Annotated in this window: 15 protein-coding genes and 1 riboswitch; of the genes, 12 read left to right on the forward strand and 3 right to left on the reverse strand. The window is 44.0% G+C overall.

The features are described 5' to 3' along the window. Positions 1–426 precede the first annotated feature (426 nt). The 6 genes from AB6E51_RS04575 (at position 427) to AB6E51_RS04600 (ending at position 3661) form a co-directional block, all read left to right on the forward strand. A complete protein-coding gene (locus AB6E51_RS04575; protein ID WP_065584627.1) occupies positions 427–1227 on the forward strand; it encodes a PhzF family phenazine biosynthesis protein in 801 nt (266 codons plus the stop codon). Positions 1228–1350: 123 nt separating this feature from the next. Next, positions 1351–1854: a YgjV family protein gene (locus tag AB6E51_RS04580; RefSeq protein ID WP_017060023.1), complete on the forward strand. Its 504-nt coding sequence runs from the start codon at positions 1351–1353 to the stop codon at positions 1852–1854. A 60-nt stretch (positions 1855–1914) separates the two neighbouring features. After that, a complete protein-coding gene (locus AB6E51_RS04585) occupies positions 1915–2229 on the forward strand; it encodes a cupin domain-containing protein (protein ID WP_065584628.1) in 315 nt (104 codons plus the stop codon). A gap of 98 nt (positions 2230–2327) precedes the next feature. Then, on the forward strand, positions 2328–2810 hold the full coding sequence (locus tag AB6E51_RS04590) for a GNAT family N-acetyltransferase (RefSeq protein ID WP_372058251.1): 483 nt from the start codon (positions 2328–2330) through the stop codon (positions 2808–2810). A 165-nt stretch (positions 2811–2975) separates the two neighbouring features. Continuing rightward, positions 2976–3233 carry a hypothetical protein gene (locus tag AB6E51_RS04595; protein WP_017060020.1) on the forward strand — a complete coding sequence of 86 codons (258 nt, stop codon included), beginning with the start codon at positions 2976–2978 and terminating at the stop codon, positions 3231–3233. 131 nt (positions 3234–3364) lie between these two features. Then, entirely contained in the window at positions 3365–3661 is a 297-nt protein-coding gene (locus tag AB6E51_RS04600) for a hypothetical protein (RefSeq protein WP_017060019.1), read from the forward strand. Positions 3662–3788: 127 nt separating this feature from the next. Here AB6E51_RS04600 and AB6E51_RS04605 read toward each other — a convergent pair whose 3' ends face one another. Further along, on the reverse strand, positions 3789–4286 hold the full coding sequence (locus AB6E51_RS04605; RefSeq protein ID WP_372058250.1) for a fasciclin domain-containing protein: 498 nt from the start codon (positions 4284–4286) through the stop codon (positions 3789–3791). A gap of 221 nt (positions 4287–4507) precedes the next feature. On the opposite strand from AB6E51_RS04605, the gene AB6E51_RS04610 reads away from it, so the two are divergent. From AB6E51_RS04610 to AB6E51_RS04620, 3 genes are all read left to right on the forward strand, one after another. Beyond that, on the forward strand, positions 4508–5491 hold the full coding sequence (locus tag AB6E51_RS04610; RefSeq protein ID WP_102332872.1) for a DUF2860 family protein: 984 nt from the start codon (positions 4508–4510) through the stop codon (positions 5489–5491). 166 nt (positions 5492–5657) lie between these two features. Continuing rightward, positions 5658–6152, forward strand: coding sequence for a GNAT family N-acetyltransferase (locus AB6E51_RS04615; RefSeq protein ID WP_372058249.1), 495 nt, complete (start codon positions 5658–5660; stop codon positions 6150–6152). Positions 6153–6227: 75 nt separating this feature from the next. Then, a riboswitch (purine riboswitch) is annotated at positions 6228–6327 on the forward strand. Positions 6328–6417: 90 nt separating this feature from the next. After that, the gene (locus tag AB6E51_RS04620; RefSeq protein WP_372058248.1) at positions 6418–7440 is read left to right on the forward strand and encodes an adenosine deaminase; all 1023 of its coding nucleotides are present in this window, start codon (positions 6418–6420) and stop codon (positions 7438–7440) included. Positions 7441–7619: 179 nt separating this feature from the next. Here AB6E51_RS04620 and AB6E51_RS04625 read toward each other — a convergent pair whose 3' ends face one another. Continuing rightward, complete coding sequence (locus tag AB6E51_RS04625; RefSeq protein ID WP_102320967.1) at positions 7620–8285, reverse strand: DUF2057 family protein; 666 nt, start codon at positions 8283–8285, stop codon at positions 7620–7622. Between the two features lie 293 nt (positions 8286–8578). Continuing rightward, positions 8579–10141, reverse strand: coding sequence for an arylsulfatase (locus AB6E51_RS04630; RefSeq protein ID WP_017064704.1), 1563 nt, complete (start codon positions 10139–10141; stop codon positions 8579–8581). Positions 10142–10487: 346 nt separating this feature from the next. Between AB6E51_RS04630 and AB6E51_RS04635 the strand changes: the two genes are divergently transcribed. From AB6E51_RS04635 to AB6E51_RS04645, 3 genes are all read left to right on the forward strand, one after another. After that, positions 10488–12035, forward strand: a complete 1548-nt coding sequence (locus AB6E51_RS04635) for an arylsulfatase (protein ID WP_017060009.1) — start codon at positions 10488–10490, stop codon at positions 12033–12035. Between the two features lie 192 nt (positions 12036–12227). Then, entirely contained in the window at positions 12228–14636 is a 2409-nt protein-coding gene (locus AB6E51_RS04640) for a tetratricopeptide repeat protein (RefSeq protein WP_372058247.1), read from the forward strand. A gap of 130 nt (positions 14637–14766) precedes the next feature. After that, positions 14767–15750 (forward strand): AAA family ATPase, encoded by a 984-nt coding sequence (locus AB6E51_RS04645; protein WP_372058246.1) that lies wholly within the window; start codon positions 14767–14769, stop codon positions 15748–15750. Positions 15751–15754: the final 4 nt, after the last annotated feature.

A 15754-nucleotide genomic window follows, 5' to 3' on the forward strand; every position in this document is an offset into this window, starting at 1 on the left:
CCTTTATCGTGTGAGGCAAGGATGACTCCGTCGTATCGTATTCAACACAAGTACGTATTCCAGTTTATTGTCCGTGAATGGATTATTTAAATTAATATTCATCATAATATCCATTCTTACAAGTTATTAAGCATTAAATAATGATGCGGTGATTACCTTTTTCGGGTTTTCGCTCGTATTAATCGTCGTTATTCCTTTGTTTTGCCATCGCGATTTACTCTTATGTTCAATGTTCTTTTATCCCTAAAAACACTTCTATAACGTTTTGTTTATCATTTGTTTCGTTTCTCAATAAGTATCGATAAAGTTGTTGCTAAAGACTTGTAGCACAAGGTGATTGTGCTTATTGTGGGCAGCAATATCTAGGTTATGTCCCAACGAGCCATGATTGCCGGTTTGGGAAATGTTGTGCATTTAGGAGCCATTGTGGATTTAGAGATATATCAAGTAGATTCGTTTACAACTCAAGCGTTTAAAGGGAACCCTGCCGGGGTCTGTATCTCCAAAGAGCCGTTGGATGAGTCGTTAATGTTTTCAATCGCTGAAGAGATGGCGGTATCTGAAACGGCTTTTCTCGCGCTTAACACTATGACGCTTAAATGGTTCACTCCCGAAGTCGAAGTGAAGCTGTGTGGACATGGCACACTGGCAACGGTTCATGTGATGAAAGAACAAGGACTGCTTGAGACAGGTGATAAGGTCGTGTTTAACACCTTATCTGGGGAATTATCTGCCGCCGTTTGTGAATCGTCTATCGAGCTTGATTTTCCTAGTACACAGCTATCATTGCGTTCTGAACCCAACCTCACGCTGCTTGAACACCTAGGTTTAGATCCGCATCAAGTAGTTTCATTCAGAGAATTTGACTCTAAGCAGTTAATCGAAGTTTCCAACGAACAAGTGTTATTGGAGCTTTCACCAAACTTTGATGCGTTAAAAGGTATTCAAGGGCGAGGTGTAGTGGTGACAGCATTGGCAGCAAATACGGAACTTGATTTTGTTTCTCGCTACTTTGCACCTTGGGTTGGGGTTAATGAAGATCCTGTGACTGGCTCGGCACATTGCGCATTGACGCAACACTGGGCAGAAAAGCTCAACAAAAGCAGTTTCAGTGCTTATCAGGCGTCTCGTCGTGGTGGCTATATGTCGACTGAATTATTGGCTAATGGGCGAATAAAGTTAATCGGCTCTGCGACCACTGTGATTAGTGGTGTGTTGAAGCTTTAGATTTTTATAGAAGCTTTAGAGCGCTGTTTGCTCTGTTTTGTTGTAACCGCCTAGTATGTTTTATTCGATTATTCACCGTGAAAGAAGCGGCTAGGGCGGAATGTTATTATTGAAGGAATCACCGTGTCTGCCTTTTATCTTTCCCAAGTATTAGTCGCGATAGCCATTTGTTTTGATCTTCTGTCATTCCAATTCAAGGAAAGGAAGAAAATCGTCACTTGTCTGTTCTTTGCTGGCGTTCTTATTTCGAGTCACTTTATCCTTCTTGAACAATGGACAGCGGCGAGCTTAATGACGATTGCCACGATTCGCTATTTGACGAGCGTATTTTCTACCTCGTCTAAGTTTAAATATTTGTTTTCTTCGATGTCGGTGGTCGCAACCGCAGTGACTTACTCAGGGCTGACCAGCATATTGAGTTGCTTTGCCTCCGTATTTCAGACCTTTGCAGCCTTCAATAAAGATGACCGTCGATTAAGAGAATTGATGATCATCGGAACCAGCTTTTGGTTGGTTCACAATTATTTAGTTGGTTCGCCAACAGCGGTTGTTATGGAGGCGCTGTTTATCTGCAGTAACTTGGTGGGCTATTACCGTTTTTACTTCAAAAAGAGTGCCGCTGCTTAGGTTTACAGTACAGCTAAGGCCCAAGTTGTTAATCAATTCAATGCTAGCTAGGAGAGCTTGATGCCAAACATTTACAATGATGTTCCTTCATCAATACCCAATGAAATATTCAATGACCTGATTGCCAACGACAACATTCGAATCGAGAGAATACTCTCATATGGTCACAGTTCACCAGACGAGGGTTGGTATGATCAAGATGAGAATGAATGGGTAATGGTGATCGATGGGCAAGGGGTGATTGAGTTTGAAGATGGTCGCATTGTTACCTTGTCTAAAGGGGATTATCTCAATATTTCCGCAGGTGAAAAACACAAGGTGCTGAGGACGGATAAAGATGCGGTGACGATCTGGCTCGCTGTGTTTTATCGTTGATATCTTGCTCTAAAGCTGAGGCTGTTAGGTTATAAAGCTTGCTGATTCAGCTGTTTATTTTCACCTCAGAAAGGACTTAAGACAAAAAGGAGTATGTTGTGATTAGAATTCGAAACTATCAAGCGAATGATGACAAAGCACTGTGGGAGATCTTCTTTTATACGGTACGTAACGTGAATGTTCGAGATTATTCTCAACAGCAAGTCGAAGCTTGGGCACCCAGTAGCTTTGACTTTGCGTTATGGCAAAAGCGTATGAATGGGTTACAACCCTTTGTGGCTGAACTCGATGGTTGCGTAGTTGGCTATACTGACCTGCAACCAAGTGGCTTGATTGATCACTTTTTCTGTCACCACGAATATCAAGGGAAGGGGGTAGGGAAAGCGTTGATGGAACATGTTTTCACTGTGGGTCGAGTTCGTGGTATATCGAGATATTTCTCTGAAGTAAGTATTACCGCAAGGCCTTTCTATGAGCATCTTGGTTTTAAGGTGGTGAATGAACAGGAAGTCGAAATGCGTGGTGTAAAGCTGACCAATTACGTGATGGAAAAGGTAGTTGAAGATGGACAAGGCAGCTGAATAGGCGGACTCGTGTTCTTAGGGATACAGAAACCGAGTTTGAAATATTAAAAAACCTTTTTAAGGATAACTTTTCCTGATCTATTGATATTGTCGATGAGTTCAAATTGTGTGCAAGATAATTTGTCTAATCTAAACATTGAATGAATACAAGGAGTGTTGTTCATGAGTCATGTGAGTAGATCTAAACTATATACATTGGTGTCGATGTTGTCCTTCGCTGTTGGCGTTCTTGCCTTAGATGCTGGGGTGTCGGGGCTATTTCCTCTCTTTGTTGTCGTCATCTCATTCTTTTCATTTGTCATCAACTCGTTTCTTTGTTTGTTCGGAGGTAAACGCGAAGATGGCTTTGATGCCTATCAAAAAGCAAATCAGACTCGGTCGCGAGCACTGGTCAAAGGCTTAGAAGACTCGAACAAATAAACCTATGCCTTCAGACGAACGGTAATCTCATTTTTGACACAGTTTTCACATGCTTTTTGTTCTCTTATTCAAGAAAAATCATCACTTTAGCGATAATATTCACTGCAACTAATTTGAGTGAAGGAAGTAACGTGGGAATTGAAGCTTTAGTGTTTGTGATGGACGCATTAATCACCGCATGTTGTATGTACATCGCCTCTAAAATGTCTTTCGTGGTCGCAGATTTTAAATCCCTTCTTACTATTGCTGTTATCGTTGCTCTAGTGTCATTGATTCCAACAGTAGGCTGGGTGTTAGGGTTGATTCTGTTTGTGTTCTTACTCGGGAAAGCGACGCACTCTAGTATTGGTGACTGCATCTGGGTGGTGGTCTTCACGAAGGTGGTATCGATGGCGGCCTTTCTGATATTCGGGCGCTTGTTTATGTAATCCGGGTTCTTGCTTATATCAAGGCAGGCTTGGCTAGTTTGATACCGATCTTAACTTGGTATTTAAACGTCAAAAGGGTGTGAACCTGTCACACCCTCTAAGAAGCTTTGATTTGTGTTCATCTTTATTATTTAGGCAGTAATACAGCATCAATCACATGGATAACACCATTGCTTGCTTCAACATCTGCCATCACGACCTGCGCTTTGTTGACCATCACGTTGCCGTGATCAATTCCTACCATTACCGCTTCGCCTTGCACTGTTACGGCACTATCAAGTTTCATCACTTCAGACGCCATTATTTTCCCTGGCACCACATGATAGGTCAGTACTGCAATCAGCTTGTCTTTGTTTTCTGGCTTCAACAGCATATCAACCGTTCCTTCTGGTAGCGCAGCGAACGCTTCATCCGTTGGCGCAAACACTGTGAAGGGACCGTCACCTTTCAATGTTTCAACTAAGCTTGCCGCTTTTACCGCTGCTACCAAGGTGTTGAAAGAGCCGTTTTCAGCCGCCACGTCAACGATATCTTTCTTCATTCCGTGGTGATCAGCGTGAGCAAAAGCCGTAAAAAGAAGCGTCGCAACTAGCACTGACATGGTTTTGATTAATTTATTAAACATATTGTCTTCCTTTGAGTTTTGTCCGTTATTTTCGAGAGGTATTACGAAAGCCCAATCGTGATAGATCAATTTGTTGTGTCTTTGAGTGAATGGTTAGCGATATCGACAGCGTCAAGCGAATAAATTTATGTTGTCAAATGCTTGTTATAATTCCATTTTGATGCTTATAGTTATTTGATGCTTATAGTTATTTGGTGATTATTCAAGTAATGGATGTGAATATGAGGTTTGTTTTACCAGTAGTCTTTTCTGCATTGGCTTCAATGCCTGCATACAGTGGCCTTGCTCCAAGTGAAGGCTTCAGCGGTAACTTCAGTGTATTGGCCGGTTTCTACTCTGACAGTAGTAATTTGAGTACTGAACAAGATTCGAATCAAGCCACCAACACCCAGGAAGGGGAGAGTGAAAACCAAGGGCTACTCGGCTTTTTGGGTACTGTTCAATATACTTTTGGCGAATCGCTGACTCACCAAGTGTATGCGGGTACGACACGAGAGGATATTGCAACAGGTACCATTGCGTTTGAGATCGGTTATCGATATCAACTTTCTGGTGGCACCATATTGGATTTTTCTGTTATTCCTACGCTTATCTCGGGTAAGGCTTGGACGGATCCGTATGCTGTTGGCGTTAATCGAAATGAAACGGATGTGAAAGGTAATGTAGGACGACTGCAGCTCACTAATATCGGTGGAACTGGTTTTCGAACGGATCTCGCATTTGGGCAATCAGATGTTGATGAAGAGCTATCTGGTAGCCAAGGCTTATCTCCGGAAGATACTGTGCTGCTGGATAGGGAAAGAACCTATGTGTACGCCAAAGCAGGATACCGCTTTATCTTACCAAACCACGCAGGTCTATTTGTTCCTTCAATGGTGTATTTCCACTCAGACGCAGAAGGAGGAGCACTCAGCTTCGATAGTTATGGTATTGAATTAAACTACGCGAAGAGAATCGGTCGTCATGGTTTTGTTGTCACCCTAGATGCAAGTGATCGTGAATATGATGAGTCGAATCCAATTTACGGGCAAGTACGTGAAGAGAATGAATTCGGTGCATTCTTAGCTTATGAGTTTGGTGGTTTGATGGGCTATAAAGATTGGGCGTTCATTACTTTACTGGGTTTAAGAAGCATAGATTCTAATATCGATTTCTATAACTCCGAGCAAGTATTAGCGAGTGTGGGTGTGGATTATAAATTCTGATATTCACACTATTTTAAAAATACTCATCAAAGCAGAAGTTTAAGTTCAGTCTTACTATTTGTTTAATTATTTCGGGCACTTACACCTTTAAAGGTTGTAGGTTCCCGTTGCTATCCGTAATATGAAAATTAGCTTATGGATAGAAATAATAGGATAAGGAAGCGCTTTGGAAATACAAATTAGACATTTAGAAGCAACGGATAGCCAAGATGTTTTCGATATTTATCGCCGCCCTTCAGTTTCAGAAAACACCTCACAAAAGCCTTATCTTAGTTCTGAACAAGTGGAGCGACTGTTTGGTCATTCAGACCATTTCACTCTGGTTGCGGAAGTCTCCGGCAAAGTAGTGGGTCACATTACTTTATTCATGACCACCAAGGTAAGAGACAGGCACTGCGCTGGTCTTGGTATTGCTATTCACCCAGATATGCATGGTAAAGGGGTCGGTAAGACGTTAATGCAAGAAGCGATCAATCAGGCGGATAACTGGCTTAATCTCGTGCGTCTTGAGTTAGAGGTTCATGCCGATAACCACGCCGCTATTGCTTTGTATGAACGTGTAGGCTTTCAGTTAGAAGGCACAAAAAGACTCAGTACGTTCAAAGCGGGTAAGTACATCGATATGTTGCTGATGTCGAGAATACGACCAGATTACCGTTGAGATCGAACCAAACAGGTTCCTGCTTTAGAAATCGGTTAATGAGCAATTGATTAGTGAAATTCCCATTAAACTCTGTATAGTAGCAACCGTTTGCTTCGTATAACCCCAATGATATGGTTTGGGGGTCTCTACCAGCTCCCGCAAAGTGCTGATTACGAAGGGTTTAGATCACAATTGTGTTCTTACTCTTTGTAATGGCGTTCAAGAAAACCTCCTGTCTATTATTCAGAGTAAGTGCACACCTAAAATCCATAGTAGGTGAAATATGAACGCATTTATTCAAGGGCTCCCAAAAGTAGAGTTGCATTTACACATTGAAGGTTCGCTCGAACCTGAGTTACTTTTCCAGCTTGCTCAACGCAATGGCATTGAGCTGCCTTATTCATCCCCAGAGCAACTAAGACGCGCATACGAATTTGATGATTTACAGTCATTTCTGGATATCTATTATCAAGGTGCTGATGCACTGCGCACAGAACAGGATTTCTACGACTTAACATGGGCTTATCTAGAACGCTGTAAAGCCGACAATGTTATCCATACTGAGATTTTCTTTGATCCTCAGACACATACCGATCGTAGCATTGCATTCGACACCGCTATTAACGGCATTCATCGTGCGCTTGAACAGGGTCATAAAGAGTTGGGCATTACCTCTCAAATCATCGCATGTTTTCTGCGCCATTTATCTGAACAGAGCGCCATTCAAACGTTCGCAGAGGTATTGAAGCATCAAGATAAGATCGTCGGGGTTGGACTGGACTCTTCTGAATTAGGACACCCACCAGAGAAGTTCAAGCGTGTATTCCAACAAGCAAAACAAGCGGGCTTCTTGACGGTGGCGCATGCAGGAGAAGAAGGGCCGGCTCAAAACATTGTCGATGCGATTGAAATGCTCAGCGTGAGTCGAGTGGATCATGGTGTCCAGTGCATGACAGACGAAGCTCTAATCGAAGAGCTGATTGAAACCAAAATGCCACTGACGGTGTGCCCACTGTCGAATATTAAATTGCGTGTATTCGATGTGATGGAAGACCACAACATTGTCGAACTGCTCAGAAAGGGTGTGGCTGTAACGATTAACTCGGATGACCCTGCTTATTTTGGTGGTTACATGTCGGATAACTTTAATGCGGTGAGCAAAGCTCATGAGATGACGCATCAGGAGTTAGCGCTGTTTAGTTTGAATGCGATAGACGCGAGCTTTATTGAAGCGCCATTGAAGCAGCAATATCGAGAGCTTGTTCAAGGTTACTTAGCTAAAGCTGGTTCTGACCAGAATTTCTAGCCGCTGTGCCCATTTACTAGCAGCTGAGTATAAAGCGCTAGGATGGCCAACTAAAGTGGATGGTAAAGTGTTATCGACTGAGTCTGCTTAATCTCTATAAGCCTAAATCATCTAGATGAAGACAAAAAAGAAGCTGGCAGTTTGCCAGCTTCTTTCATTTCTAAATTAAGCTCATTGAGCTACTTGTTCACGTAGTCTTTGAATTTCTGCTTGGTTTCAGCATCCGCTTTTTCGTACCAGAAATAGAGCATCTCTTCAGCTGTATTTGCTGCATTTCCGTCAATCTTTGTTGGAAGCGTTACCGGTTGTGCGACAGCAGCTGCTACGCCCGCGCTAGAACCTACTGTAAGTGCAGCGATGCCGCCTTTCTGGTTGTACTCCTTCGCTTCTTGCGGGTACTTACGACCAATCTGCATGCCATCTTTGATAAGTTTGTCTTGCTTAACACTGATTGCATTTTGGTTTTCATCAACCAGTTTCCAATCTAAGTTTTGAAGGCCTTTTTTCGCTTCGTTGGTGTTACGGAACTTAGGCATGTCAAACGTCAATGCTGTGTCTGTCGCATCAAAAGTAGCAATAATGGTATCGCTATCGACAAACTCTCGGTCGTTACCTTGGCTGAAAGCCAGTTGATATTTGAAAACGATTTGGTTTACGCCATCTGGAACGGTGATCGTTTTGCTCGAAGAGAAGAAACCACCGTCGAGATCAGGTTTAGCCTCATTAACAGCTAAGACTTCGACTAAAGCATCTGCGCTAGAAGGAACTTCAATTGTTACGTCAGCTAACACTTGTGGTGCTGCGATAATTGTGGAAAGCAGCGCGATGGATTTTAATGTTTTCATAATCATACAGTTGTTTATGGGCAGTTGAACTACAATCGCATGGTAAGAACTCCAATTCAAGTCATGTCATAAGGATTTGAAAAAATTTGCGAAATCTTAACGCAACGGTCATATATTAAGGTTCACATTGACTAGTGTGAGTTTTTATTTTTGAAAAATGAGAGGGTAGGTTGGGTGTGAATTGTACTAGTTGGCGGTTCGCGTCTTATGTTATTTGTATTGGATACTAAAAAGCCGCGGTCACTGCATTCAGTCACCACGGCTTCGTTATTACATTTTTAATCTAGAGTAGCTTATTTAGCTTGTGCTGCGGCTGCTTCTAGTTGCTTAAGTTTACCTTGAAGCATGTATGCATTCTGGTTGAAGTTACCTGGGTTCAGTACTTGGCTATTCTGCATAGGGTAATCTGGTAGCGTCGTCATAAACTCTTGAACCTGATTTCCTACTGGAACGAATAACCACATGTTGTCTGCCATCCAGCGTAGGTACATACCAGACTCGTGCGGTGCTTTCTCGAATGGGTCAGCACGTAGGTGAACAACTTGAGGCCAGTTTGGTTGGAAACGAACTGCATCCACAATGTTACCATCCATCACAGCAAACGAAATCTTGAAGTCATTCCAACGTACTGCGTTTAGCTCAGCGTTAGCAGAGAAGTAAAGCATGCTGTCACGAGGGCCTTTCTCTTCTTTACCTTGGAAGTAAGGCAGGAAGTTGTAACCATCTAGGTGTACGCGCCAGTTTTTACCGTTGTAAGTTGCACCTTTGTCAGATGCTAGCTTCTCAACCACTTTATCATCACCAGCGGCTGCTAGTAGAGTAGGAATCCAGTCTTGGTGGCCCATGATATCGTTGATTTTAGTTCCAGGTTTGATAGTCCCAGGCCAGCGAACTAGCTGAGGCACACGCATACCACCTTCGTAAGTTGTACCTTTCTCACCGTGGAAGTAAGTTGCGCCGCCATCAGGCCAAGAAACCGTTTCAGCACCGTTATCGGTAGAGTAAATTACGATAGTGTTGTCAGCGATTTTTAGTTCATCCAGCTTGTCTAGAAGCACACCAACATGGTCATCATGCTCTAACATACCATCAGCATAAATACTGATACCTGACTTACCTTGGTATTTCTCTTGTAGGCGAGTCCACACGTGCATACGAGTGGTGTTGTGCCAGATGAAGAATGGTTTGTCAGCTTTTACCGCTTTTTCCATGAATGCTAGAGATTCTTCTAGGAACTCTTCATCCGCATGCTCCATACGCTTACGCGTCATTGGGCCAGTATCTTCAATCTTACCGTCAGCAGTAGACTTGATTACACCACGAGGGCCGTAGTTCTTACGGAACTCTGGGTCTTTAGGGTAGTAATATGTTTCTGGCTCTTCTTCGGCGTTTAGGTGGTACAGGTTACCGAAGAACTGGTCAAAACCGTGGTTCGTTGGAAGGTGTTTGTCTTGGTCACCCATGTGGTTCTTACCGAACTGAGCTGTCATGTAGCCTTGTTCTTTAAGAAGGTCTGCGATCGTTGGAGCCCAATCAGGGATACCGTGGTCCGAACCTGGCATGCCGATAGTCAATAGACCAGTACGGAAAGGTTCTTGACCTGTTAGGAATGCAGCACGACCAGCAGTACACGATTGTTGACCGTAGTGGTCAGTAAATAGTGCGCCTTCGTTAGCAATGCGGTCGATGTTAGGTGTTTCGTAACCCATCATACCGTTGTTGTATGCACTGATGTTGAATACACCAATGTCATCACCCCAGATAGCAAGAATGTTTGGTTTTTCTGCTGCTGTTGCCGCTGAAGAAGCTGCTAATAAGCCAACACCTAATGCTAGTTTATTAATTTTAGTACCCATAAGGACTCCGATTCACTTTTAAGATTAATGCGTTAGAACAACGCATCGATGAGCAAATGTTATTCTCAAAATTCCGTTACGTCCTTTTATAGTGCTTATAACCAATCGTTATGATGCTTAGGTAACCTATTGATTAATATCAGCTCCAGTGGGTACGTAGAATAAAGCCTTAGTTTGTATGTGTGATCCTTATCATGTTTGTTGGCGTAAACCTTATCGATGATTTCTGTATCCGTATCTCAATAAAAATGACAAAAAGATTAATAGCTTAGGGTATCTCGCGCATGTGTAAAAAATGGACTATACGTTGTAGGGCAGGATGCAAATAACTTACGAAGAGGTTTCTATGACAGCGAAATATGGCGCTAAACGTCGATTAGCGATTTTGGGTACAGCGATGATGGCCGCGTCCAGCGCCACTTTTGCGGCTGAAAAGCCAAATATATTGGTTATTTGGGGGGACGATATTGGTCAATCCAATGTGAGTGCATACACCTTCGGTCTCATGGGTTACAAAACCCCGAATATTGATAGCATCGCGAAAGAAGGGATGATGTTTACGGACTATTACGCAGAGCAATCTTGTACTGCGGGTCGCTCTACCTTTATCACGGGACAAAGTGTATTACGAACGGGTTTGAGTAAAGTAGGTTTGCCGGGCGCAGACATTGGCTTACAAGCAGAAGACGCGACAATCGCAGAAATGCTGAAACCTATGGGTTACATGACAGGTCAATTTGGTAAAAACCACCTTGGCGATAAAGATGAATTCCTTCCAACAGCACACGGGTTTGACGAATTTTTTGGCAACCTTTACCACCTAAATGCTGAAGAAGAACCAGAGAATGAAGATTACCCAACCGATCCTGAGTTTCGTAAGAAATTTGGCCCTCGTGGTGTCATTAAGTCATTCGCTGATGGCAAGATTGAAGATACCGGTCCACTGACGCGTAAGCGTATGGAAACGGTTGATGAAGAAACACTAGACGCGGCACTTGATTTTATGGATCGCGCAGTGAAAGCGGACAAACCATTCTTCGTGTGGTGGAACGCGACACGTATGCACTTTAGAACGCACGTGAAAGCCGACAGTAAAGGCGTAACCGGTGTCGGTAACTACGCTGATGGTATGGTTGAGCACGATCGACACGTTGGGCAACTATTGAAGCAAGTGGATGAGTTGGGTATCAAAGACAACACGATTGTTTTCTACTCAACGGATAACGGCCCTCACATGAACTCTTGGCCTGATGCGGGTACAACCCCGTTCCGTGGTGAGAAAAACACCAACTGGGAAGGCGCATACCGTGTACCAGCAATGGTTCGTTGGCCTGGTAAGATTGAACCAGGAACCGTATCTAACGAAATCATGCACCATATGGACTGGATGCCAACCTTCGTTGCCGCCGCTGGTGATGACCAAATCAAAGAGAAACTACTCAAAGGTCATACTGCCGGTGATAAAACGTTTAAGGTTCACTTAGATGGTTACAACTTCCTTCCTTACCTAACGGGTGAAGAAGAGAAAGGCCGTCGTTCGGAGATCTTCTACTTTACCGATGATGGTGATTTAGCGGCGCTTCGTTACAACCAATGGAAAGCGGTGTTCATGGAGCAGCGTGCAACGGGTACCATGCAAATTTGGGCTGAACCGTTCGTGACGTTACGTCTTCCTAAGCTGTTTAACCTGCGTATGGACCCATACGAAAACGCAGACATTACATCGAACACATATTACGACTGGTTGTTAGACCATGCTTATATGTTCGTTCCAGCACAAGCGTATGTGGGCAAGTTCCTAGAAACCTTTGCTGAATATCCGCCACGTCAAAAAGCTGCGAGCTTTAGCTTGGATCAGGTAATGGAAAAACTGCAGGAATCTCATAACAAGTAAGTGATTGTTTGAGTGAAACTGAATAGATTGAAGAGCTCTTAGGAGCTCTTTTTTTATGCGCATATCGATGAGTAAATCCCGGTCGTGAATACGAATCACAACAATCGAGCTCATTGCCACTAAATAATTGTAAATTCGTTGTTTTTACGTCTACCTTATTAAGCATAAGGATGTATAAAAACAAGGAATGTTATGTCTGCATGGTTGTGCTCACTGGTAAACGGATTGAAACACCAGCGAGTCGCAGTATTATCCGCAATCTTGTCTTCACTGATGTTGTCGCTGTTCAGTCTGAACGCCTATGCCAACGAGCAAGATCCTAATATCAACTCTGATATTTCAAAGGCCAGCTCTGTAGCGTCGCCCGTTAGCTCTGACGCTTTACCTATCGGTTCTAAAGCCACGTATGTCGGTTCGGAAGCGTGTGTTGATTGTCATAGTGAAGAAGTCGCAGCGTGGGAGGGCTCTCATCATGATATGGCGATGAAGCACGCTACAGACGAATCTGTATTAGGCGATTTCAACGATCAAACATTCACTCATGACGGTAAACCCAACCGATTTTTCCGCAAGGGCGAAGAGTTCTGGGTCAATATTGAAGGGCAAGACGGCCACTTTAAAGATTACAAAATCAGCTATACCTTTGCCTTTGAACCACTACAACAATACATGGTTGAATTTGAAGACGGCCGTGTACAGTTGATTCCTTTCGCTTGGGATTCTCGCACTGAGGGCGAAGGCGGTCAACGCTGGTTTCACCTCTATCCTGATACCACCAACACCGATGAATTCTACTGGACCAATAGCGGTCAAAACTGGAACTTCATGTGTGCTGATTGCCATTCAACGAACCTAGAGAAAAACTACGACAGCGCGAGTAATACCTACAACACTACTTGGTCTGAGATTAATGTCGGTTGTGAAGCGTGTCATGGCCCTGCGAGTGAGCACGTTGAAAAGGCTCAGCTAGCAAAAGCTAACGGTGGAAAGGATGCTCCAGTCTCGGCGCATTATGGTTTTGACCGCGACTTGTCGAAGTCGGTCAAAGAGTGGATCTATCAAGAGGGTAATTCAACCCTGCAACCAAAAGACATCATCCATACCAATCAAGTTCAAACCTGTGCTCAATGCCACAGCCGTCGTACTCAGTTAAATGAAACGGGTGATCACGTTAACGGGTCTTTCTTTGATAAGTATCGCTTGAGCTTGATTACCCCAGAGCTTTACCACAACGATGGTCAAATCTACGATGAAGATTACGTTTACGGATCTTTCCTTCAATCCGTGATGGCTGAAAAAGGCGTCACATGTACTAACTGCCACGATCCTCATACCGCTGAACTAAAAATTGCGGAAGAAGCCGTGTGTAGCCAATGTCATATTGCATCAGAATACACGCCTGAAAAGCACACATTCCACGAAGCGAATACTGAAGCTTCACAATGCACGACTTGTCACATGCCAGAGACGACTTACATGGAGGTCGACCCAAGGCGTGACCACAGTTGGCATATCCCACGTCCTGATATTAGCCAACACATTAAAACGCCGAACGTGTGCACTAGCTGTCATGCAGATCAAACCGACCAGTGGGCAGATAAGCAAATCGGTGAGTGGTTCCCAGATTCTAAGTATCGTAATCAGCAGCACTTTGCCGTTGCCTTTTATGCTGACTCGATAGGGCACAGAGGTGCAGAGGATGCGTTGGCATACTCGGCTCAGGACTCTAGCTTAAGCAATATCATTCGTGCATCGAGCTTAGAACGTTTGGGCGGTAATACGGGTAAGAATACGCTTATTTCGCTGGCAAGAGCGGTGAAACATGATGATGAAATGATCCGTTTGGGTGTGGTACAAGGCTCGTCTGGTTTCCCATTCACTGACCGTTGGCAAATTCTAGAGCCGCTACTGAAAGACCCTGTATTGTCGATTCGTTCAGAAACAGCAGGCGCATTAGTGCGTTATTGGGGAGTAATGAACCCTCTGCAGAAAGACCAAATCAAGCCTGCATTAGAAGAGTACATTGAAATACAGCAATTTAATGCCGACAGAGGATTTGGACGTACTAACCTAGGCAACGTTTACCGAGATTTAGGCCAGCACGACAAAGCGATTGAGTTTTATCTAGGCGCTATCGAGATTGAGCCTTATTTCGAAAACAGCTACGCCAATTTAGCGGATTTGTATCGAGCGCAAGGTAACGAGGCAAAAGCGTTGTCGACCTTGAAGCAAGGTATTGAAGCTCAGCCTAAATCGAGTGTTTTGCCATACAGCACAGGATTGTCTCTGCTTCGTGTGAAAGATTACGAACAAGCAACGGACTACCTTAAACAAGCCGCTGAAACTGCGCAAACCGACCCTCAATATTGGTATGTGTACGGATTGGCTTTGGAAAAATCGGATGTGCTTGCGGCAAGTCAATCACTGCATAAGGCTTACCAATTTAGCCGCAACCCACAGCACCTGTATGCCCAGTGTGAAGTGTTGGCGCGAAACAGTCATATACCGGGCGTACCAAAGGCGTTTGAGCAATGTATTTCATCATTGAGCAAAGTGGCACCGCCGGAAGCCATTAACCAATTGAAAGCTAGGTTTAAATAAAGCGATGAGGTGAGCTTGGCTATCGAGCTTGCTGCTTATTCCGCTTGTAACCAATTATCGCGTTTATAACTAATAGTTATGGGGCTTGTGAGTAGGATGTACGCAGCCAGATTGAATTAAGGGAAGACCTATGAACCATGCGCAACAAGCAATAAACCAACTGATTGAACAAACAGAGAAAAGTGTTATCGGTCAGAGCCACGTCGTTCGGGCTCTGGTGATAGGGTTATTGACTAATGGCCATGTGCTTTTAGAGGGACTTCCCGGTACAGCGAAAACTCGCTCAGTAAAATCGCTGGCGAATCTACTGAACACCAGTTTTGGTCGAATTCAATTTACGCCAGACCTGCTGCCATCTGATGTGACGGGCACGGAGGTGTATCAAGAGCTTGATGGAAAGCCTCAGTTGCATTTCCAACCGGGTCCTATTTTCAACAGCATTGTATTAGCCGATGAAGTGAACCGTGCGCCTGCAAAAGTACAGGCTGCTCTGCTTGAAGCGATGGCGGAAGGGACGATTACGGTGGGTGGTCAAACTCACATCCTGCCAGATTTGTTCATGGTGCTAGCCACACAAAACCCAGTTGAGCAAGAAGGTACGTATCCACTGCCTGAAGCACAAATGGACCGTTTCATTATGAAAGTGACAGTCGACTATCCAGAAGATGAAGCTGAACGCGACATCATTCGACTTGTGCGCAGTGAGGAACTCGGTAGCGAGACCAGTTCAGAATTAGTCACGCCACAACATATTGAACCTGAGTTGGTACTTGAAGCTCGGCGCCAACTTCCAGACATTGCCGTTTCTGATTTAGTTGAGAACTACATTGTGGCCTTGGTGATGGCAACTCGTAAGCCAGAGCGTTACCCAGAATCAAACTTGTCTAAATGGATTGAGATTGGTTCAAGTCCGCGTGCTTCGATCGCGTTGGATAAATGTGCTCGCGCTTATGCATGGTTGCAAGGACGTGACCATGTCACGTTGGACGATGTGCGTGCCATATTACCAACCGTATTAGGTCACCGATTCTCGTTGTCTTACGACGCATTGGCCGATGGTGTTGACCATCAAAGAGTGGTTGAAGAACTGCTCGATAATGTTGAGATTGGATAACTAG

Origin of the sequence: Vibrio sp. 10N.247.311.47 (genome assembly GCF_041467535.1) — a bacterium.
Classification (GTDB): Bacteria; Pseudomonadota; Gammaproteobacteria; order Enterobacterales; family Vibrionaceae; genus Vibrio; species Vibrio crassostreae_C.